This is a genomic window from Gardnerella sp. KA01001 (assembly GCF_049244025.1).
In the GTDB taxonomy this organism is placed as follows: Bacteria; Actinomycetota; Actinomycetes; order Actinomycetales; family Bifidobacteriaceae; genus Bifidobacterium; species Bifidobacterium swidsinskii.
Window position 1 is genome coordinate 909,170 of sequence record NZ_CP058366.1, and the last position, 20,794, is coordinate 929,963.

The 20,794-nt window shown below is 40.6% G+C and carries 16 protein-coding genes, 2 tRNA genes and 1 riboswitch; of the genes, 11 read left to right on the forward strand and 7 right to left on the reverse strand.

The window, feature by feature from the left end; all coding sequences use genetic code 11:
• Positions 1–125 precede the first annotated feature (125 nt).
• Positions 126–635: a LytTR family DNA-binding domain-containing protein gene (locus HXT59_RS03675; RefSeq protein ID WP_064340409.1), complete on the forward strand. Its 510-nt coding sequence runs from the start codon at positions 126–128 to the stop codon at positions 633–635.
• Positions 636–724: 89 nt separating this feature from the next.
• The gene (locus tag HXT59_RS03680; RefSeq protein WP_004108296.1) at positions 725–1,174 is read left to right on the forward strand and encodes a DUF3021 family protein; all 450 of its coding nucleotides are present in this window, start codon (positions 725–727) and stop codon (positions 1,172–1,174) included.
• Between the two features lie 315 nt (positions 1,175–1,489).
• Here HXT59_RS03680 and HXT59_RS03685 read toward each other — a convergent pair whose 3' ends face one another.
• Positions 1,490–1,894: a pyridoxamine 5'-phosphate oxidase family protein gene (locus HXT59_RS03685; RefSeq protein WP_415693700.1), complete on the reverse strand. Its 405-nt coding sequence runs from the start codon at positions 1,892–1,894 to the stop codon at positions 1,490–1,492.
• 344 nt (positions 1,895–2,238) lie between these two features.
• On the opposite strand from HXT59_RS03685, the gene HXT59_RS03690 reads away from it, so the two are divergent.
• The 4 genes from HXT59_RS03690 (at position 2,239) to HXT59_RS03705 (ending at position 6,594) form a co-directional block, all read left to right on the forward strand.
• Complete coding sequence (locus tag HXT59_RS03690; RefSeq protein WP_415685151.1) at positions 2,239–3,246, forward strand: DMT family transporter; 1,008 nt, start codon at positions 2,239–2,241, stop codon at positions 3,244–3,246.
• 190 nt (positions 3,247–3,436) lie between these two features.
• The gene (locus HXT59_RS03695) at positions 3,437–4,513 is read left to right on the forward strand and encodes an ATPase (RefSeq protein ID WP_421784134.1); all 1,077 of its coding nucleotides are present in this window, start codon (positions 3,437–3,439) and stop codon (positions 4,511–4,513) included.
• Positions 4,514–4,679: 166 nt separating this feature from the next.
• Positions 4,680–4,752 (forward strand) — tRNA-Ala (locus tag HXT59_RS03700).
• Positions 4,753–4,866: 114 nt separating this feature from the next.
• A riboswitch (Lysine riboswitch) is annotated at positions 4,867–5,053 on the forward strand.
• A gap of 149 nt (positions 5,054–5,202) precedes the next feature.
• Positions 5,203–6,594 carry an amino acid permease gene (locus HXT59_RS03705; RefSeq protein ID WP_162861137.1) on the forward strand — a complete coding sequence of 464 codons (1,392 nt, stop codon included), beginning with the start codon at positions 5,203–5,205 and terminating at the stop codon, positions 6,592–6,594.
• Between the two features lie 116 nt (positions 6,595–6,710).
• Here HXT59_RS03705 and HXT59_RS03710 read toward each other — a convergent pair whose 3' ends face one another.
• Together HXT59_RS03710 and HXT59_RS03715 are read right to left on the reverse strand one after the other, a co-directional pair.
• Complete coding sequence (locus HXT59_RS03710) at positions 6,711–7,571, reverse strand: ATPase (protein ID WP_421784136.1); 861 nt, start codon at positions 7,569–7,571, stop codon at positions 6,711–6,713.
• A gap of 181 nt (positions 7,572–7,752) precedes the next feature.
• Positions 7,753–7,828: transfer RNA gene (locus tag HXT59_RS03715), tRNA-Asn, on the reverse strand.
• A 206-nt stretch (positions 7,829–8,034) separates the two neighbouring features.
• On the opposite strand from HXT59_RS03715, the gene HXT59_RS03720 reads away from it, so the two are divergent.
• Together HXT59_RS03720 and HXT59_RS03725 are read left to right on the forward strand one after the other, a co-directional pair.
• Positions 8,035–8,652, forward strand: coding sequence for a M23 family metallopeptidase (locus HXT59_RS03720; RefSeq protein WP_012914292.1), 618 nt, complete (start codon positions 8,035–8,037; stop codon positions 8,650–8,652).
• A 142-nt stretch (positions 8,653–8,794) separates the two neighbouring features.
• On the forward strand, positions 8,795–10,606 hold the full coding sequence (locus tag HXT59_RS03725) for an AMP-dependent synthetase/ligase (protein ID WP_116994664.1): 1,812 nt from the start codon (positions 8,795–8,797) through the stop codon (positions 10,604–10,606).
• A gap of 113 nt (positions 10,607–10,719) precedes the next feature.
• On the opposite strand, the gene HXT59_RS03730 is transcribed toward HXT59_RS03725, so the two are convergent.
• The 4 genes from HXT59_RS03730 to HXT59_RS03745 all read right to left on the reverse strand — a co-directional run bounded on the left by HXT59_RS03730 (position 10,720) and on the right by HXT59_RS03745 (position 14,409).
• Positions 10,720–12,429, reverse strand: coding sequence for a hypothetical protein (locus HXT59_RS03730; RefSeq protein WP_248893415.1), 1,710 nt, complete (start codon positions 12,427–12,429; stop codon positions 10,720–10,722).
• Positions 12,430–12,552: 123 nt separating this feature from the next.
• Positions 12,553–13,368, reverse strand: a complete 816-nt coding sequence (locus HXT59_RS03735) for a fructosamine kinase family protein (protein WP_116431622.1) — start codon at positions 13,366–13,368, stop codon at positions 12,553–12,555.
• Positions 13,369–13,450: 82 nt separating this feature from the next.
• Positions 13,451–13,894, reverse strand: coding sequence for a DUF2871 domain-containing protein (locus HXT59_RS03740; RefSeq protein ID WP_080551015.1), 444 nt, complete (start codon positions 13,892–13,894; stop codon positions 13,451–13,453).
• A 74-nt stretch (positions 13,895–13,968) separates the two neighbouring features.
• Positions 13,969–14,409 (reverse strand): hypothetical protein, encoded by a 441-nt coding sequence (locus HXT59_RS03745; protein WP_004108264.1) that lies wholly within the window; start codon positions 14,407–14,409, stop codon positions 13,969–13,971.
• Between the two features lie 209 nt (positions 14,410–14,618).
• Here HXT59_RS03745 and leuS point away from each other — a divergent pair, with 209 nt between their 5' ends.
• The 3 genes from leuS (at position 14,619) to HXT59_RS03760 (ending at position 20,737) form a co-directional block, all read left to right on the forward strand.
• On the forward strand, positions 14,619–17,603 hold the full coding sequence (leuS, locus tag HXT59_RS03750) for a leucine--tRNA ligase (protein ID WP_004108262.1): 2,985 nt from the start codon (positions 14,619–14,621) through the stop codon (positions 17,601–17,603).
• Positions 17,604–18,198: 595 nt separating this feature from the next.
• On the forward strand, positions 18,199–19,038 hold the full coding sequence (locus HXT59_RS03755) for a ComEA family DNA-binding protein (RefSeq protein ID WP_421784138.1): 840 nt from the start codon (positions 18,199–18,201) through the stop codon (positions 19,036–19,038).
• 7 nt (positions 19,039–19,045) lie between these two features.
• Positions 19,046–20,737 carry a ComEC/Rec2 family competence protein gene (locus HXT59_RS03760; RefSeq protein WP_421784140.1) on the forward strand — a complete coding sequence of 564 codons (1,692 nt, stop codon included), beginning with the start codon at positions 19,046–19,048 and terminating at the stop codon, positions 20,735–20,737.
• Positions 20,738–20,794 lie beyond the last annotated feature (57 nt).

The following is a 20,794-nucleotide window of genomic DNA, read 5'->3' on the forward strand; positions in this document are numbered from 1 at the left end:
GCTTAATTACCGAAAGCTACCGTTTAGCGATTTTGTAAAGACAGACTATTTACAGTGCCGTATAGTCAAAATTACAAAACAAAAAGCTAACAAACGCTAACAGTAGTGTATGGAAAGGAGGCTTGATGAAAGTAACTATTGCTATCGTTCCGCCTGAGGAAGAGCAGTCAGTTCAGTTATCAATTCACAATATTGACGATGAGCTTAAGCACATTATCGCTCAGTTACAAAGCATTGACTCCAATGATGCAAATGTAAGAAGTGCTGAAAATAATACTGAAATTAATACTTCAGATAAGTTGAGCAACAATAATCCATTCATATACGGTTATATTAACGATTCGATTATTGTTATGCATGAGCCAGATGTGATTATGATTTGCGTTGAAAATTCGCGCGTAATCATTCACGGTGATAAAGGCGAGTGCGTGTCTTACAAGCGCCTAATGGATTTTGACAATCCGCAATTCGCGTCGTTTGTGCGCATATCTAAATCCGCAATCGTGAACTTGAATCGCATTGTTCGAGTCGATCCAGGATTCGGCGGAAGTATGAGCGTAAAAATGGACGACGGAAGCGTTGAGTGGATTAGTCGCCGCTGCTTAGCTGGGTTCAAAAAGCGCTTGGGAATGTAGTTTTAAGCGTAGTCGAATATAAAACTATCAAAATTTTTAATACTAATTTTTAATACAAGATTTTAATACTTAAGAAGGAAACGATTATTATGGAAAAGCAAGTTACAACTTTTGGTAAAACAATGGTAAAAAACATTGTTAATGGCATTGGCATAGGGTGCACTATTTTTACTGCAATCAGTTTTGTGTCGAGCTTGTTAGCAAATACTGCGGTTGGAAACAGAATTGCATCTTATGCTGTAGCAACGTTTGTTATAGGCATAAGCTATGGAGTATTCGCTATTTTTTGGTCGAATGAGCGTATGTCAAATCTTGCAAAGTTCGTTTTTGCACTAGTACCACCAATTGCTATTCAATTTATTGTATCGGTGATTGTTGGATGGATTTCGTTCAAAGATGAGCCAGCTGTGATTTGCGGATGGATTGCGTTCACTGTTATTTTCCCGATTGCGATTGCTGCAATAATTTATTACTTCGAGAAGAAGAAAGCGGAAGAAATGAACACTAGACTGCAAGCATTGCGTAAAGAAAGCAAGTAAAATAGTTACAACTAAATAATCAAGTAAAGAATTGAGTGGTGTTCATCTTCGCCGTTGAGGACGAACGCCACTCGATATTGTATGACGCCTACTATAGACGTACTAATTCGGCGTTTTGCGCGACGACCTGCTTTCGCGCTCAGAGCGTAGTGCGCGAAAGCAACTCGGAGCGGAAACTCGCTAAAGTTGGAAGTCCAGTGGACTTCCAACGCGAGTTTCGTAGCGAGCGCGTTAACCGAGCGAGCGTCCTTCGTTCAGTGCGAAAAATCTCAAATCTCTACCACACTAATATCCACACGACTGAATAACTACGCACTAATCTTTTGCAATAGTTTTGCCGGCAGTAGCTCCAGAAGTCAAGTCCTGAATCTCAGTGATTTCCATAACTGGAACTGCAGCCGGCTTCTTCGTACCTTTTTCTTCAGCCATACGCACTTGCTCTTCGTAAATCGCGTCATCAGTGTGAAGGGTAACGGTTCCGCGGAAGCGATAGCCCTTCTTTTCTGCCAAATTAGCAACTGCTACAACCAGCTGGCTGCCGTCTTGCAAGTTCTTATAATGCTGACCTGCAGTGCGCTCGTGGTAGGCAAGATGGTTGTCGTCGAGTACGAACATAGACATTTTTGGTCCCAAATCAAGCTCGCCATCTTTGCTTACTGTTGCAATCCAAGCCAAATTATTCGCAATAAATTCTTTCATATCTGCGCTAAGAGTTGCCATAATATTCCTTTCCTAACAAGATTGCGTACTTTCTTCGTACGCAATTTATAAGCCTACATTGCTACATTACGCTGATTTAAAAGTGTATACGAGCGTGTAGCGTAAAAAAATTGTAAGTTGTGATATAAATCACCCAATTCTTTAATAGTTTCGTGGGCGAAATTTATACAGCAAAATACTTGATTGCCACTGTTTTCTGAAGCGTATATCGGAAATTTTACGAAGGAACGCCAGAAAGTTGTACTTTTCACGATTTTATGGCTATTCTGTCTATTTTATAAGCTAAAACGCTTTATAAAAGAAAAATTTTAAAGAATCAACTTTTATAGTTGAAGGGGAACATTATGAAGGTGAAATATGAAACAGCTAAATCTATAGCTGAACCGCTTTCGGATAAATCGGGCATGCCTCAAGGCAAAAGTGTTCATACTGCTCAGATTATGTTGTTGATTTGTGCTGCTATTTGGGGTGGCAGCTATGTTTCTTCAAAATATGCTCTTGAAGTGTTTCCTGTGCAATGGCTTATGGGTGTTCGTATGGTTGGCGCTTGCACGATTATGGCTGTTATTTTTTTCGGTACGCTTCGTAAAACTTTTACAAAAAAGCTTATTGTTCCTTCTTTACTAACTGGAATTACGTATTATGCTACTTTAATTTTGCAAACTGAAGGGTTACGTTCAATTGATCCAGGTCGTAGCGCGTTTTTGACAGCAGCATATTGCGTAATTACGCCATTTTCTGCTTGGTTAATCGTCAAGAAAAAGCCAACTCTTTTAGGATTAGTAGCTGCAGTTATGTGCGTTGCTGGAGTAGGTTTTGTGGCATTAAAACCTGGAATGCTTGTGCTCACATTGTCTTATGGAGATTTTCTTACTCTATTATGTGCTGCAATTTTTGCTTTTAATCTTACGTTCCTTGCGTATTATTCTCGTAAATATAATCCAGTTACGTTAACTTTTGGGCAATTTGTTGTTTCAGGCGTACTTTTTGTAGCTGGTGCGCTTATTTGTGAGCCTTTGCCAAACTTTAACGCTGCTGATCATTTCTCTATTTTTGCTAATATGTTCTACCTTATAGTGGTAGTAACAGTAGTTGCGCAAATTATGCAAAACTATAGTTTGGTGAATCTTTCTACTGCAAATGCTTCTGTGATTATGTGCACTGAAAGTTTGTTCACGCTTTTATTCTCTACTGTTCTTTTTCATGAGCATGTTTCTAACATGGCTTTTGTGGGATTTGCTTTAATATTTGCTGCAATTATTACTGCAAGCTTAGGTGAGCATTATTGTGATAAAAAAGCGAATTGTGAGCTTTCTTATAAAGATAGAGATTTTGAGGTTGCTAAGTCTTAGGCATTTTAGTTTTGTGTAGCTAAGTTTTATGTATATAAGACTTGTGATTTTGTTGTAAGAATGCTCTGGCAATACTGTGCAATTTTTGCGTAGAGTGATACCATCATTGTTGTAATGATGTTGGTAGTGGAATTTGCATATTTGCCATGCATTTTGGCATTATATTCGCATAAATAGTTAAGGTGCATAAGTGAAGAATTTCTTCAAAGGCATATCGTTTACGCAAGTATTAGCTGGATCGCTCGCTGCAGTGACTTCGTTTTTACTTGCTTCTAAAATTGGTATTGCTGGTTCAGTTATTGGCGTAGCTATTGGTTCTATTGTCTCAGCAGTAGCATCACAGTTGTATCAGAATGTTATTCACGCTTCATCGCGTAAACTTTCGGAAGTAAATCCGAATACTTCTACAGAACAGTCTAATTTTAGTAATGTGTCAGATTCTAGCGTGCGTTCAAATGGTTTAGAGAATGTTGATTCTAAAAGAATTGGAGATGATATTCATATGCAATATTCATCAAATTCGTTGCAATGTAATACTGATCCTTCAGATGACAAAAATATGGCTGTTCAAGATGCAAGATTTGGACGCACTGTTAGTTCGCAAGTCCGTAATCCAGAATTAGAAAATACGCGTATTTGGGAATTGTCGAAATTACGTGAACAGCATGAAGAAGACATGGAACTGTCGGAAGGCACAATTCCAGAGCCGGTGCCGTTATCTAAGGTTGTTAGTGAAAACTACGGTTACTCTTCTGGATCTTACCAAAATAGAAACGATCATCGTACAACAATTGTTGTTGCTGTTATAAGTGCTCTTATAGCTGTTATTGTTACTGCAGGTGCTGTTCTTTTGTTTACACAAGGAAAAGGCACAGACAATATTGATAAGCATGAAGAAATTAGTCATGAGCAGCAGCAAAATCAGCCACAACCTAAGCAACGTCTTAATACGAATACTAATCAAGACCATAAGAAGTCTCATGATGATTCTGATAGTAAAGATGGTAATGAAGATGAAAATGATGAGCATGGCAATGAAAATGCAGATAGTTCGACAGGTGGTCATTCCGATAATGATTTAGGTAGTGATACTAACAATGATTCAGGAACGAATTCAGGTGATGCTGCTAGTGGGAATAGTGGATCGGGTGCTGATAGTTCTGATGCAGGTGCTGGATCTGCTGGATCTTCGGGATCTACTGGTTCTTCAAACAATGTAACTTCTCCTGGTAATGGTGATCAATCTGGAAGTGCCAATGGTAACTAATTTTCGAATTGGTTCTTGAATTGGTTTGCCGAATTGGCGACTAAATTGTTAGTAGAATTCGCAGGATTTTTAGAATTTGTAAGTTGAATTCGACACGCCGCATTTGGATAGAACGGCTATTTGTTGTAACCTATCAAAGGTTCGTTTGAACGGCATAAGTAAAAACGGGGCTATGGCGCAGCTGGTAGCGCATCTCCATGGCATGGAGGGGGTCGGGGGTTCGAATCCCCCTAGCTCCACAAATTTTAAACGTCACCTCTTTTGGGGGTGGCGTTTTTTGTTATTATTTTTTAATTTTTATGCGCCACGCCGTATTTTTTACTGTTTGTCTGCAAGTCGTACTAATAATGAACACCATCGACCAGAGGTCGCGCTCGACAAGAGTAGTAAGCATGAGCTAGGGAAAGCGTTAATTGTTTACAAAAGGGGAGAGCGCCGAAGTTTACTGCTTAATCCCAAAAGTAGTGAGCTGGGACTTGGCTTAATATACCAAGGACTGTCGCAGCGAGTCGGCATTCGCTGCGGAGAGCTATCGACACGCTTGCTTTTGCTTGCTTGTTTTGCCTCTGATTGTCATGAAAGGAGGAAAAATGAGTAGCTCATTATCATCTACTGCTGCACAGAATACTCAGCAGAATACTCAGCAAAATAACGATGTTCATCGAGGATTAAAAACCCGACATATTTCCATGATTGCTTTAGGTGGCAGCATTGGTACCGGCTTATTCGTTGCTAGTGGTGCAACAATCCATATGGCTGGTCCTGGTGGTGCTTTGCTTGCTTATGGTGCGATTGGCATTATGGTGTACTTCCTTATGACTTCCCTTGGTGAAATGGCAACATTTATGCCTATTAGTGGATCGTTTGCATCGTATTCTGGACGTTTTATTGATCCTGCACTAGGTTTCGCAATGGGCTGGAACTATTGGTTTAATTGGGCTATTACGGTTGCGGTGGACGTTAGTACTGCAGCAATAGTTCTGCAATATTGGTTCCCAACAGTGCCAATATGGATTTTCTCACTGTCGGTTCTTATGCTTATTTTGGTTATCAATGTGCTTACAGTTAAGTGCTTTGGAGAAACTGAGTATTGGCTTTCTATTATTAAAGTGTTGGCAGTAATCGTATTTCTTGTTATCGGTTCGCTTACGATTGTTGGCATTGTTGGCGGCAAAGCGCCATTCTTGCAAAACTTCACTCATAAGGACGCTCCATTTGCAGGCGGTGTTCCTGCAGTGTTGTGTGCGTTCGCTATTGCAGGCTTCTCTTTCCAAGGAACTGAGCTTATTGGTATTACTGCTGGAGAGTCTGCAACTCCTGAAAAGAGTATTCCAAAAGCTGTAAAGCAAGTGTTCTGGCGTATTCTTCTCTTCTACATTCTTGCAATTTTCGTTATTGCTTGCATTATTCCTTATACTGACAAGAACTTACTTGGTTCTGATGTAACTGATATTGCTATTAGTCCGTTTACGCTTGTGTTCCAACGTGCAGGGCTTGCAGCTGCAGCGGCAGTTATGAATGCAGTGATTCTGACTTCTGTTATTTCTGCAGCAAATTCCGGCATGTATGCTTCAACAAGAATGCTTTATTCGCTCGCAAAAGAAGATAATGCTCCAAAAGTATTTGGCAAGGTAAGTCTTCGTGGTATTCCTGTTCCTGCGTTGATTGCTACATTTGTAGTTGCTTTATTTACTTTCTTTATGAGTATTTTTGGTTCGCAAATTTACATGTTCCTGGTTGCTGCAAGTGGTTTGACTGGTTTTATTGCTTGGGCTGGTATTGCTGCAGCTCATTATCGCTTCCGTAAAGCATACTTGGCTCAAGGTCATTCCTTAGATGAATTAGTTTATCGAGCAAAGTGGTATCCGTTTGGTCCTATTGTTGCGTTCTTCTTATGTATTCTTGTTATTGTTGGTCAGGATTTGCATTCATTTGCAACGCTTAACTGGCAGGCTATTGGAATCACGTACATGTCTGTGCCGCTATTTATCGTTCTATACATTGGTTATAAGATTAAAAATCATACTCGAGTAATTCCTCTTGAGGAAGTCGATTTAACTCATGTTCGAGTAGCAAAATGAATGAATAGTTTATAAAGTTCAACATCGTTTACGATGTAGAGTTAGATAATGTAAAAGCTCCCAGCGTATATCACTGGGAGCTTTTATTATTGAGTTAGATAACAGAGGAATATGTTTTATGGTTTTTGTGGAGATTCTGAAGATGGTGGAGGTCCTATTAGATCCGCTTTAGCAGAGGAATCTTGGTCGCCCTTTTTTGCTTTATCATTCGGATCTTCTTGACCATCATTTCCTTTATGGTTTCCGTCGCCAGATCCGTCTTCGCTGCCTTTTGTATCCTTATCTTTTTCTTTGTTCTTTTCCTGTTCTTTTTCCTTATCTTTGTTCTTGTCTTTGTTCTTGTCTTTGTTCTTGTCTTTGTCTTTATTCTTATTCTTCTCAGTCTTCTGTTTCTTAGTGTCTTGAGTATTTGTCGTCGGCGCTGGTGTTGGCTTTGGCTTTGGTGGGACAACATTTGAACGCTGAATTACAATTCCAGTCGATTCATTTATCTCTTGCTTCTTTGTTTCTTCGTCTTGCTTGTCTTTGTCTTTATCTTTTTTGTTATTTTCATCGATTAATGTAACAGCCAACTCGCGCACTCTTTTTGCTTTGACTGCATACCATTCAGAAGCAGCTAAAGCTTCTACGCTTTGGGAACCAAGTTCTTCAGGAGAGTTTGCTGTGCAAGATACTGCGTCAGGAACCTTTTCGCTCATGATTTTAGCAAGTTCTTTTGCGTTATCAGAGTCACCTTTTGTGAGATCTGTTATTACGCTGTTGTGTACTAAACTTTTCCATACGGCTTTGGCTTTAGAAATTTGTGCAACTTTTATTTCGCACTGTTTGCGAGCTGCTTTAGTGCGTTCAGTCTGCTTCATATACCAAAGTGTGCCAACTGCGCCAAGAGCTAAAGCTAGCACAACAATTCCCACAATGAGAATAATGAGCTTTTTCTTTTGACTCTTTTCAACACTATCGGAGCTATGTTGATTCATATTTGTCCTCTGTTATCTATTGCTGCTCAACATTAGCGCATTTAAATACGCAACTTGTTTATATAATACGCCAAAATGTTTATGTTAGCCACGCTCATGAGCACTAAACAATCAAGATTTTGCTTGTGGATACAAGTCGTAATATTTAACGCAAAAAGCCACTGGAAAACCAGTGGCTTCATGGCTCCTGCGGCTGGGCTTGAACCAGCGACCATTCGATTAACAGTCGAACGCTCTGCCAACTGAGCTACGCAGGAATATCTTGTACTCAACTAAGCGCTGTGCACAAGACATTTATATTACACGTAATTTTCAAAGATGCAAATATGGCGTGTTTTGGCGTGTCGAAACAGTGATTATAAGCATATGTTTTATCCACAATGCTTTAAAAGCTTATGATTTTTGCAAATTAGCTGCAAAACTTTTATAAAAGTCGTTTTATAAAAATATGGATGGGGAATATATGTGTATTCGCAAAAATTATGAATTATATTACAAAATATCTGCCTGTTTGGGGATTTTTATAATCTCAGTTATTTTATTAGATACGCTGTTTTTACAACCCGAAATTTCGCAAAATAGTCATCATCTTAAATATTATGTTGTAGAATCTGCTGTGACATGTTGCCACAAGTGTGCTCTTTCTAAAGGCTCTTATAGCGAAAAAACATGCAAGTCAGCTATGCAATGGCCTGTAAAACCTGCACGAATAGTAAAAGCTTTTAATCCTCCGCCTAAACCTTGGATGGCTGGGCATCGCGGCGTAGATTTAGCTGCAAGCACAGGGACTCCTTTATTTGCGCCTGCAGATGGCGTTATTAGTTTTGCTGGTAAAGTCGCTGGTAAATCAGTTGTGACTATTAGGCATGGTGAACTGACATCCACTTTTGAGCCTGCTGTAACAAAGTTTAGCGTTGGTGTTTTTGTGAAAAGAGGCCAGAATTTTGCACATGTCGAAGGAGGTTCGGACCATTGCGGCACAACTTGTGTGCAGTGGGGTTTAAAACGTAAAAATCGTACATATGCTAATCCTGAAAGAATGACTGTTAAGCGTCGCATTGTGCTTAAGCCTGTGGAATAAGCAAAATACTATATTTGTATCGTAGATATTTGTAGATAAATGAACAAAATTTATTACAATCTTGTAGATATTCGCATATGCGAGGGCTTGCAAATCGCGTATAGTAAAGATATACATCAATTCAGCAGATAGAGGAGCTAATATGCAAGAATATTCTCGTCCACTTGATGAGTCTATTGATACAGATGTTAATGTTTTCTCACTGCTAGAAGAGCGAGCAGAGCGCAATCCTAATGGTTCTTTGGTTGAATACGTTGGAGCTGACGGCGTTTGGAAGTCATATACTGCTCAAGAATTTAGAGATAAAGTAATAGCTGTCGCTAAAGGCTTTATTGCTAGAGGGGTAATGCCTGGTGACGCTGTGTCAATTATTGCTCACACTTCATGGCAATGGACAATTCTTGATATGGCTATTATGTCTATAGGCGCATTGACAGTGCCAATTTATGAAACAAGCTCTTCGTTGCAAATACAACATATTGTTCAAGATTCTCAAGTATGTTCAATATTTGTGGAGTCTCCTGAAATGTTGCCGAAAGTAGAGGCTGTTCAAGAAGAATGTCCTACTCTTCACGACGTATATGTGATGAATCGTGGTGCTATCGACGCGTGCATTGAATACGGTAAAGCAGTAACTGATGCTGAATTTTATGAGCGAGTGCACGCTGTTAATGGAAGTGACATAGCAACAATTGTGTACACTTCAGGTTCAACTGGTGAGCCAAAAGGAATTGAACTTACTCATAGCAATTTTGTCTTTATTGCTAAATCAGGTGTTATTTCTATGCCAGACATTGCGTTAAAAGGCAGCCCGCGTCTTTTGCTGTTCTTGCCTCTTGCGCACGTTTTTGCTAGGTTTATGCAATTGTTCTGCTTTGCTGGAAATATAACTCTTGGTTTGACGAGTAATTTGAAAACTGTATTGTCTGATTTTCAAACTTTTAAACCAACATTTATTCTTGGGGTTCCACGCATTTTTGAGAAGATTTACAATGCTGCTTCTCAAAAAGCAGGCAGAGGAGTAAAAGGTTTTATTTTTGCTTATGCATCTAAGGTTGCTCGCGAATGGTCTCGCGCTCAACAGTCTAGTTCAATGGTTCCTCCAATGCTCGCTCTTAGCCATTCAATATGTAAAAAATTAGTGTATGCTCCACTACTACACGTATTTGGAGGCTCTGTTTCATACGCTATTTCGGGCGGTGCTCCTTTAGATTTGTCGATTGCACACTTCTTTAATGGCATTGGTTTGCCTCTTCTAGAAGGCTATGGAATGACAGAAACTTGTGCTCCTTCTATGGTGAATCCTACGACAGGTTATCGCATTGGTACCGTTGGTTTGCCTGTAAAGGGTGTATCTGTTGCTATTGCTGATGATGGTGAATTGTGTATTAAAAGTCCTGCAGTGTGCAGAGGCTACCATAATAATCCTGAGCTTACCAAACAGCAGATTGTAAATGGCTGGTTGCATACTGGAGATTTTGGATCTTTAGACGATGACGGTTTTGTGCGTATTACAGGCAGAAAGAAAGATCTTATTATTACTGCTGGCGGTAAGAACTTATCTCCAAATGCGTTAGAAGCTTCATTAATGTCTTCACCTATTATTTCTCAAGCTGTTGTTATCGGAGACAGGAAGCCGTTTGTTTCAGCAATTATTGCGCTCGATTTATCAGAAGTAAATACTTGGCTTTCTTCGCGTGGTGCATGCCCCGTACGGTCTTTAAAAGAAGCTTCACATAACGGTATTGTGCGAGCAGAAGTTGAACGTGCTGTTAGCAAAGCAAATGAGCTAGTTTCTAGAGCTGAGTCTATTCGCAAGTTCGAAATAGTTCCAGATGAGTTTACTCAAGCAAACGGTTTGATTACGCCAAGTTTAAAGGCGCGTCGTCAAGTTGTTGTAGAGCGTTATAACGACCTTATCGAACACGTTATTTATGCTCCACGCAAACGTTAGCTGTGTGTAAATTCGTGGGGAATATAGCTTGAAGTTAGCTTGAAGCTGCAGATTGCGTTCCACAACTTATATTTCACAACTTGCGTTCCATAACTTGCGTTCAAAAATTGTATTTACAAGCCTGCGTCTGCTAATGATACGTAACCTGGGTCAATTAAACGTGACTTTAGATTTGTTGCGCTTACTGCCACTAATTGCTCGTTAACAGTAGGTACAGTTTCCCCGTGTTCAATTTTTATTTGCACTGTAGCGATTTTTTTGTCAAGTTTACCGTTTCTGTTCAAAGAATAACAAGTAGCAGTAAGATCTTGAACAATCTGCTTATGATTTTCTATAGTTGTCATCCATTGCTTTCCGCTCACAATGTTTGGCATAATATTTTTGTACGCGCCATAACCAGTTATTACTGGCCATTTCTTTGCTTCTGATTCTTCTTCCTCATCTTTTTTCTGCTGTTGTTGTAATTCTTTTTCGGATTTCTTTGCAGAATCTTTTGGAGCAGGAACTGGTCTTTTATTAAGATCTCGTTTCCCTATGAAGTTTCCGATAACGTCCGGCAAATTGAAAGATGGGTTTATATCTGCTGCGCTTCCTTCATAACCGAGATTGTTTAGTACTTGTACGGCTTGTAAAGCAATTTGATCATCGAGCGCAATAATTCCATCAACGCGATGCTTTGAGTGTGAAAAAAGACTTGTACTTTTCGTAATTCGTTTTGTTAACTCATTTTTCACAGAGTCAGCTACATCTGCGTCGAAAGCAACATTGGTCCAGTCTTTTTCGCTACTATTCACATTCAATCTTCCAGAAGTGCTTATTAATGTCCCAGAAGCAAAATATGGTCTCAAAACTTTCCAAATGCCAGCGAATGCTTCTTCAGCAAAATCATCATGGAATGCTGTTTCGCTATTTGCATGCGTATTGTTGTTAGAATCATCATCTTCGCTTGCTTCGTCGCTGTTATTTTGTTGATTATTATTGTTTGCATTAATATTTTTTTGATTGTGACATGGCAAAAGAACTTCAATATAGCGTGGATTTTCTTTAGTTGCACGATCTAGAGCGATTTTTTGTATCAGAGTTGTTGCTTGAATTTCGCCAATGGTTCTTGCGTCAGATAAATGGAACATCACATCAGGTTTGAAACCGCTAACACGTCGTGAGAGCATAACAACGTGGATTCCCGCCTTTTTTGCTAGGCGAAGTGAGGATGCCAATCGTTTTTCTGCATTAAGCTCATCTTTAGATGATTGAGAGTTATCGTCGTTTTGTAAATTTAAGTCCTGAGTATTTGATTTTTGTGTATTTTCAGAATTAGACGCAGGCAGCGTTGCATAATCTCCATAGTTATTATTGCCGTTTTTGCTAGTCCATGGAGCTATAACAATTGTCGTTTTACTTAATTGTTTTTTGATTTTTGAATTTTCAGAAACAGAATTGTGCTTTCCTGAATTATTCTGTTTTGCATTGTTCAATGAGCTTAGCAAATTTACTACATAATCTTGCACATCGCGGCTTTGTTCTGAAAGGCTAGAAGAAGTTTTAGTAGTAATAGAATTATCGTCAAATCCCTTATCTTTTAACGATTTTATTAATTCTGGAACCAATATGTCCCACGTGCTTAGAGGCTTATTGCGTGTTATTGCTAATCCGTCTGATGGAGTAAAAACAATAACGTTACCGTGATTCGCTTGTTCTTTATTTTCAGATTTTAAAGAAGTTTTTGTTGAACTTGCGCACGAGCTAACAACAAAAAGCATCGTAACTAATGCTGCCAGCATAACTAAAGAACGATGCATAGTTCTGTTGCACAAACGAATCATAGTAGTGACCTCTCGTTTCGTGGTCTATCTGTTGCTGTCTATATGTGATCTACTTGTAACTATCTTCTAACATTGTATATAGCCATGTGCTAAATACTTACATTGCTATTTTAGTGAGCAAAATTATCTTATAGAACTTTTTATAAGACTTTCGCACATATTACGGTATTCGCTCACGTAGCCTCCGCCAAAGAACACGCAATGTCCTGCAATAGGGTAGAGCTGCCAAATAATCATGCGCTGCTCAAAACCTGCTTTAAGTGGATGAACAGACTGATAGCCGTCTAAAATCTGCCTAAAATAGCTGATTCCAAACAGATGAAGCATAGCTAAATCTTCTTCGCGGTGCCCACCATGTGCTGCAGGGTCGATAAGAACAGCTTCAGTGTGTTCGCCGTCTGAACTTTTAGTCCATAACACGTTTCCGCTCCACAAGTCTCCGTGAACTCGAGCAGGCTTATCTTCTGCAGCTTTTCCTAATAAATCAGGCAGCGCATCAATAACTTCGTTTGTAAGATCTAAATCGCTTTGAGTAAGCTCTCCGCGAGCAATACCAAGCTCAACCATAGGACGCAATCGTCCGTCCGCAAGGTAGTCAATAACGTTACTCCAAGTGCCAGTTGGCATTTCAACTGGATCACTTAAAGGTCCAAAATAGCATGTGCCATCGTAATCTGCTGGTGCTTCACCAAAATATTTTGCACCGTAATCGTGCATATGAGCGAGCGCTGCACCAAACTCAAATGCAGCAAGTGGTGTTGCTGAGTGAGTGTCAATGCGCTCAATATTAAGGTAACCGTTTCCCCAATCAAATACTTCAGCCACTCTAGGGCCGCCGTATTTGTGAGCTTCAGAAAGCCATTTTAAGCCTTTACCTTCGCATTCAAAGAAACGCTCAGGAGCGTATAATCTACTTTTCTTATATACAGCGTTGTTCATAGAAGCCTTCTTAGCGTAGTAGCGCATACGAAACATGTGCTACATACTTAATAAAATATTTATTAATTTATTCCCAAACTCACTATTTTACTGAAGTATTAGCACAATGAGCGATGCTGCGTTTAATTTGCAATAAGATTAGTACAATACTTACGCCAAGTAGGATGTGTCCGATTCCTGCTAAACCAGTTATGGCAAAATCTATAGATGGACTGAGATGTAGACGTAGTACTTGTGCAATTCCACGAGTAACCATCATTAGTGCTGTGAGGTTGAGTCCAATATGATAAGTTACTAAGATTCGTGTAGTTTTTTCGTTACTAAAACTGAAGTTTTTCTCAACTAGTATAAGTAACAGAAAAACAACCATGCCAAGCATAAAGTAGTGTGTGTGAACTACAGCAAGCATACTTTTTGCATGGAAAGCATTAAATTTTGTAAATTCGCGATAAAAGACACCGCCAATCATGGCGAGGACAGCATACAACAAAGACGTATTAATATAACGTTTCATAACATGATTCATAGTAACTTCCTTACGTAGAGTGATAGTCAAATATTCCTTAGTAATGTTGCTGGTGTTACAAGTGTTTGTAAGCACTATTGCATAGTATGAGTGTTTTTGTAATGCGGACATACAGTTTTAACAAATTGATATCCAAAAAGCAATCCTGCTAAAAATAGTGCAGTTCCTAAGCCTGTGTAGAACACTGCAATAAACTGTTCTGGAGCTGCGTTAGTTGCGCGCAAAGCAATTCCGCCTGTCATCATAAAAGCCATAATTATGAAGGATTTTACGTCAAAGAATTTAAGGAAAAACTGCTTTTCTTCAGCATAGCCGTTAATTCTTTGAGTATGCTTTTTTACAAGTTTGCCAAAAATTAGGAATTGGAATATGCCAAAAACAAGAATAGACAAAGCATAATTAAGTGGTTGCAAATAATTTTGGTATGCTAACAACCCAATATTGAGAATATTAAAGCCTGCTGCTGCCCAAACTAAACAAGCAATAAGTAGTAGTGTATTCTTCGGTACTTTCAATTCTTAACCTCTTGTATTAAAAAGTTATTTAATAATAATTTGTTTACTATTGTTTTGTTTACTATTGTAATAATGGATTTTATGAAAAAGCTTGTTTGCATAAATTTATTGCATTAAACAGTAAAACTTTCGTAAAAAGCATATTTTTCTTAACAAAACTTGTAAAAAGTGTTGCGTAATGACGATATTAGACGCTATAGTCCTAGGGTATGAACGACAACGATCAACAGTATGCAACAGCTGACAACAAAGCTACTATTGCTGAGCCAGCTTTTCGTTACAACGCGCAGCTCGCACAAGATATTGAGCAGCGCTGGCAAAAAACCTGGGACGAGCAGGGCACATTTTGGGCCGCTAATGTTAAGGGCAATTTGAAGGATGGCGAAGGCAGGAATGCTGACGGTCGTCCTTCTTTCTTTGCAATGGATATGTTCCCGTATCCTTCCGGCAAAGGCTTACACGTTGGACATCCTCTTGGATATTTGGCAACGGATGTTGTAAGCCGCTACCATCGCATGAAGGGTGAGAATGTTCTTCATGCAATGGGTTATGACGCTTTTGGTTTGCCGGCTGAACAGTACGCTGTGCAAACTGGTCAGCATCCGCGCATCACCACTGAGGCGAATATTGCTAATATGCGCAGGCAGCTGCACCGCATGGGCTTGAGCTTTGATGATCGTAGGTCTTTTGCAACTATTGATACGAATTATGTGCGTTGGACGCAGTGGATTTTCTCCAAGCTTTATGACGCTTGGTACAACCCTGATTTTGTGCGCAAAGACGGCGGAAAAGGTTCTGCTCGACCAATTGCTGAGCTTGTTGATGAGTTTAAGAGCGGAAAGCGCGAAATTCCTGGTTTTGCAGGCAAAAAGTGGGAAGAGCTTAATAAAGTAGAGCAAGCGGATGTATTAAACAATTTCCGTATTGCTTATATTTCTAAATCTCCTGTAAATTGGTGCCCAGGCTTGGGAACTGTGCTCGCAAACGAAGAAGTTACTGCAGAAGGTAAGTCTGAACGCGGAAACTTCCCAGTATTCCAGCGCAACCTTCGCCAGTGGTCCATGCGAATTACCGATTATGGACACCGCTTGGTGGAAGATTTGAACACTATTGATTGGCCAGAAAAAGTTAAGCTTATGCAGCGAAACTGGATTGGCGAATCTCACGGTGCATCTGTGCACTTTGAAGTGCCATGTGCGGATGACGAAACGCGCGATTTGGAAGTGTACACTACTCGTCCAGACACGCTTTTTGGCACAACTTTTGCTGTTGTTTCTGTGGATCACCCAATTCTTGAGCATGTTCCAGAAGCTTGGGGTGCGGACGTTCCAGAAGGCTGGAAGGGCGGTTACGCAAGTCTTAAAGAAGGCTTGGCAGAGTATCAAGCTCAAGCTCGCGCGAAGACTGCTAAAGATCGCACGGAAGACGCAGGAGCAAAAACAGGCTTGTTTACGGGTCTTTATGCAATTAATCCTGTAACTGGAGCAAAGCTTCCACTGTTTGCTGCTGACTACGTGCTTATGGGCTACGGCACAGGTGCAATTATGGCAGTTCCTGGCGGCGACCAGCGCGATTATGATTTCGCAAAAGCATTCGGTTTGCCAGTAATTTACACTGTTGAGCCTTTGCCTGATTCCGAAGAAAAGTTGGAGGATTACGAGGGTAAAGCTCCGTTTGTTTCTCACGACGGAATTGTTATTAATTCAGCAGTAGAACATACTCATAAGCTTGGCGATGCTTTGTCTATTAACGGTTTGCGTGTAGATGAAGCTATTAAAAAGGTGACGACTTGGCTTGAAGCTGCAGGCGTAGGAAAAGGTAGAGTTTCTTACCGACTTCGCGACTGGCTGTTCTCTCGTCAGCGCTACTGGGGTGAACCATTCCCAATCGTTTACGATGAGGACGGTGTTGCTCACTTAGTGCCAGATAGCGAGCTTCCAATTGCATTGCCGGACGTTCCTGATTATCAGCCAAAAACTTACGCTCCAGACGACGCAAATTCTGAGCCTGAAGCACCTTTGAGCCGAAACGAGGATTGGGTAAAAGTTCAGCTCGACCTTGGTGACGGCGTAAAAACCTACTATCGCGACACCAACACTATGCCAAACTGGGCTGGTTCTTGCTGGTATTACATGCGCTACTTGGATCCAAACGACGCTGAGCATATGGTTGACAGCGATGAATATGACTACTGGATGGGCACAAACCGTCCAGGCAAAGAGCATGTTTCTGGCGGCGTTGACCTTTATGTTGGTGGTGTAGAGCACGCAGTTTTGCACTTGCTTTACTCCAGATTCTGGCATAAGGCGCTTTACGACTTGGGTTACGTGGATTCTGCTGAGCCATTCCACCGCTTGTTTAACCAGGGCATGATTCAGGCTTACGCTTATACGGATGAGCGCGGACAGTACGTTCCTGCTGACGAGGTTGAAGAAGGTGCTTCAAACGGCACTGGCGAGCCAACCTTTACGTGGCATGGCGAAACTGTGAACCGCGAGTTCGGCAAAATGGGCAAGAGCTTAAAGAATATTGTGACCCCAGACTACATGTACGAAAACTACGGTGCAGATACGTTCCGCTTGTACGAAATGAGCATGGGTCCGCTTTCTGAGTCTCGTCCGTGGAACACGCGTAACGTTGTTGGTGGCATGCGATTCTTGCAGCGCTTGTGGCGTAACGTTGTGAACGAAGAAACCGGAGCTTGCGTGGTAACTGACGACGCTTTGGATGAGAAGACGTTGAAGATTCTTAACAACACAATTGCAGAAGTGACTGTGGAAATGGAAGCAATGCGTCCAAATACTGCAATTGCTAAGCTGATTGTGCTTAACAACCACTTGACTTCGCTTCCTCACGTGCCGAGAGCAGCTGTTGAGCCGCTGGTTCTTATGTTGGCTCCAATTGCGCCGCATATTTGCGAAGAAATGTGGAGCAAGCTTGGGCATGATAAGTCTATTGCTCACGCAGATTGGCCTGTTGCAGATGCTCGTTACGTTGGTGAGGATACTGTTACTGCCGTTGTGCAAATAAAGGGCAAGGTTCGTGCAAAGCTTGAAGTTGATCCAAATATTGACGCTTCTGAGCTTGAAAAGCTTGCGCTAGAAGCTGTAGCTGATCGCTTGGGCGGTAAGGCTCCGCGCAAGGTGATTGTGAAGGCTCCGAAGATTGTGTCTATTGTGCCAGACGAGAGGTAAGATTCGGCTTAATTAATGCTGTATTGCGCGATTTTTCGCGCTTTACAGCATTTTTTGTTATTCTTGGGTTTCGTCTATGAGTTTTGTAACTGATTTAGTTTTTTGGTTTTGACGAGGCTGGAAAATTTGTGTTTGCGTGCGTTCCGTCCTTCGTGCGCTCTGGTTGTTAAAGACGCTTATTGTGTTCGCCTATATTTAAAGAATGTAGCTTCTCAGTCCTCTTTTAGCACTGAACACAATTTTTCCAGCCTCTCAACACGCTAACCGTCAACACAAAACTCATAGACTCGTGCAGAAAGTTACGTAAAGTGCGTGGTTTTACTAAGTGCAACTAAAGTCGCTTAATTAAGCTGCGCATTGACTTGCCGGAGCGCTCAAAGCGTAGCGCGCGTAGGCATTTCAATGCGGAAACTCGCTTAAGTTGGAAGTCCAGTGGACTTCCAACGCGAGTTTCGTAGCGAGCGCGTTAACCGCGCGAGCGTTCCTTCAGTCGCTTTGGCTGTTAAAGGTTTTAACCACAGGCGCGTATTTTTGTTGCGAAGTGTTAGTAAGTTGCCCAATAGTTAAGTTAAGAACTTTAAGAGTTGGGGGATTTATGGAAGACTTTGGGCAGAATTTTGGGCAGAATTATGCGCATAATTTTAGGTTTAATAAGCCTGCGTCTGATTTGCCTCGGAGACGAATTGCAACGTCTTTAGAAGAATTTTCTAACAGCAATTTTGGTAAAAATTTTAGTGACGACTATTGCGAAAAAGCTTGTAATTCTTTTGATGAAGAAATTATAAGTAGCAAAACTTCTCCTAGATTTCACATGAAGCCTGTACATACGCTTGCTTTAATGCTGATACTAGTTGCAGCTCTTTGTGCAAGCCTGACAATGCTCATTTCTCAATCCTTAACATATCAACGAGTTCAGAACGAAAAAGCAGGCGCGTTTGCAATAGAAAACGACGATACTAGTCGCGAAAAGTCTTCTTTTAATAATGTAAAAGATAAGAATAAAAATGATGATGAAGAAAAAAGCGTAAGTAATGAAAGCGACGAAAACAGCGGAGGTGACGGAAGTGACGGAGATGACGTAAGCAAAGGCAACGGCGGCAGTAAAGGCAACAGAGGAAGTAAAGGCAACAGAGGAAGTAAAGGCAACAGAGGAAGTAAAGGTGACAGTAACGACAAAAGCGACAGTAATAACAAAAGCGACAAAAGCAACGAGAATACTGCTTCTCATCAAAGTAACACTGGCAGAATCAATATAAACACTGCAACGCTTGATCAACTACAAACCTTAAAAGGAATCGGCCCCAAAACTGCTGCGCGCATTATTGCTCAGCGTAAAAGAGTTGGTTATTTTCGCAGTTTAGAAGATTTGATGCAAATTAAAGGAATTGGACCTAAAACCTTGAATAAATTCCGTGGGAATGTTGACGTCAAATAGGTGAATTATGCGAGAAAACGTAGAAAAAGTAGAAAACGTTTCTGGAAGTCGTGACTTTCGTATGATTCCTGTTGCTGCAGCGTGCTGGGCTGGGTGCTTAATTGGAAAATTCTTATGCAATTTTACTATAATTTATTGCATTTCAATAGTTTTATTCAATGCAACTATAGTTTCGATTTTTATATTTTGCAAAAAATTTAAGTTTTTTATATGGCGCAGAACAGTTTTAGTAATAATAAACGTTTTTGTAGCTGCGTGCATGCTTTCGTACATAACTCAATATGTGATATCTGGTGACGTTATTATGCGAGAAATACGCGGCAATAATCCTACTAAAGCACTGTATTTTCAAGGAAATAATGCCGAGCGCGCGCGATTTGCAGAATTTACAGTAGTTGCTCCTGTGCGCTCGTCTAGAAGTTTTAAAGGAGATTGCCAAGCTAATGTTCAAGTGCATAAGTTTGATGCGCAAAAAAGTTACGTTCAAGCGCGACTGTATGCGTATTCGCCAATATGCAAGCAACTTAGCTATGGTTCGAGCCTAAGCGTTCCTGTTAGCGTGAAAGCTTCGAGATTTGATAGTAGTAAGCCTGAATTGCATGTAGAAAAAACTCAACGAAACTTGCATGTTGTACAAGACTCAGACTTTTGGCATAAAGCTGTTAGTAATTTGTGGAAATCGTTTTATGACGTAACAAATAAGCTCGATATGCAAGGCAGAATGTTGGTTCCTGGAGTAACTGTTGGCATGCTTGGACAAGAATATGTGCCAGTAGAGGATGCAAGTTCACTTGAGCCGGTCGACGAAACTTATGCGAATATGACGCGTCAACATTTTCAACATGCTGGAATCATGCATGTTATGGCAGTTTCAGGCGGACACTTTTTGCTACTTAGTATGATTATTCGCAAGTTTTGCGCACGATTACTGTTGCCTCGTTGGTCTACATCTTTAATACAAATTACGTTGCAAATTGCTTTGGCTGCAATAGTTTACCCTTCTGCATCTGTGCTTCGAGCGTTAATTATGGGAATAATATCCGCTGTTGCATGGTGTTGTAAACGACCATACCAGTCAGCTAGTGCTTTAAGTTGGACTGTTATAGGCGTGCTTGTGGTAAATCCCTCATACGCTTGGGACTATGCTTTTGCTCTTTCTTCCGCAGCAACTTTGGGAATTGTTGTTATGGGAGTGCCGATTTCTAAAACGTTTGCAAAATATATGCCATCTTGTGTTGCTTCTGCGCTAGCTATAACGCTTTCTGCACAATTTTGGACTATGCCAGTGCAAATTCTTATGCAACCGGAAGTGTCTCTTATGTCTGTGCCAGCTAACTTAATAGTTGCGTCTCTTATGGATTGGGCAACAGTGTTCGGCTTAATTTCGCTAGTTTGTGCGAGCTTTAACGATGGATTATCGCTTATTTTTGCGAGAGCTTCATCAATTGGAACAAGCTTTATGCAAAAGTGTGCGTGTTGGTGCGATGAAGTATCTTTTGGCGTGTTTCCATGGATAAAAGGTGCTGCAGGAGCGTGGGCAATGTTGTGCGCAGAATTTGTGATATTGGCTTTGTTTATGCTAACTTTGCGAGCTTTTCGCAATAAGTATTATGTTCAAAGAGCTAACATAATTGGTCAACTGTGGTCTGCTTCTGCAAAGCGAACGCTACGAGAAGCAGAGAAAATTTTCGAAGAGTAGCAAACACGCACGCATATTCGAATGCAATATTATGATGGTTAAGAGTTGGTTGGTTTA

Excerpts from the sequence above, each read along its gene's own strand:
- HXT59_RS03710 (WP_421784136.1), bottom strand. The coding sequence starts at position 7,571 with ATGAATCAACATAGCTCCGATAGTGTTGAAAAGAGTCAAAAGAAAAAG.
- HXT59_RS03685 (WP_415693700.1), bottom strand. The coding sequence starts at position 1,894 with ATGGCAACTCTTAGCGCAGATATGAAAGAATTTATTGCGAATAATTTG.
- HXT59_RS03705 (WP_162861137.1), top strand. The coding sequence starts at position 5,203 with ATGATTGCTTTAGGTGGCAGCATTGGTACCGGCTTATTCGTTGCTAGT.
- HXT59_RS03680 (WP_004108296.1), top strand. The coding sequence starts at position 725 with ATGGAAAAGCAAGTTACAACTTTTGGTAAAACAATGGTAAAAAACATT.
- HXT59_RS03690 (WP_415685151.1), top strand. The coding sequence starts at position 2,239 with ATGAAGGTGAAATATGAAACAGCTAAATCTATAGCTGAACCGCTTTCG.
- HXT59_RS03730 (WP_248893415.1), bottom strand. The coding sequence starts at position 12,429 with ATGATTCGTTTGTGCAACAGAACTATGCATCGTTCTTTAGTTATGCTG.
- HXT59_RS03675 (WP_064340409.1), top strand. The coding sequence starts at position 126 with ATGAAAGTAACTATTGCTATCGTTCCGCCTGAGGAAGAGCAGTCAGTT.
- HXT59_RS03725 (WP_116994664.1), top strand. The coding sequence starts at position 8,795 with ATGCAAGAATATTCTCGTCCACTTGATGAGTCTATTGATACAGATGTT.
- HXT59_RS03760 (WP_421784140.1), top strand. The coding sequence starts at position 19,046 with ATGCGAGAAAACGTAGAAAAAGTAGAAAACGTTTCTGGAAGTCGTGAC.
- HXT59_RS03755 (WP_421784138.1), top strand. The coding sequence starts at position 18,199 with ATGGAAGACTTTGGGCAGAATTTTGGGCAGAATTATGCGCATAATTTT.
- HXT59_RS03740 (WP_080551015.1), bottom strand. The coding sequence starts at position 13,894 with ATGAATCATGTTATGAAACGTTATATTAATACGTCTTTGTTGTATGCT.
- HXT59_RS03735 (WP_116431622.1), bottom strand. The coding sequence starts at position 13,368 with ATGAACAACGCTGTATATAAGAAAAGTAGATTATACGCTCCTGAGCGT.
- HXT59_RS03720 (WP_012914292.1), top strand. The coding sequence starts at position 8,035 with ATGTGTATTCGCAAAAATTATGAATTATATTACAAAATATCTGCCTGT.
- leuS (WP_004108262.1), top strand. The coding sequence starts at position 14,619 with ATGAACGACAACGATCAACAGTATGCAACAGCTGACAACAAAGCTACT.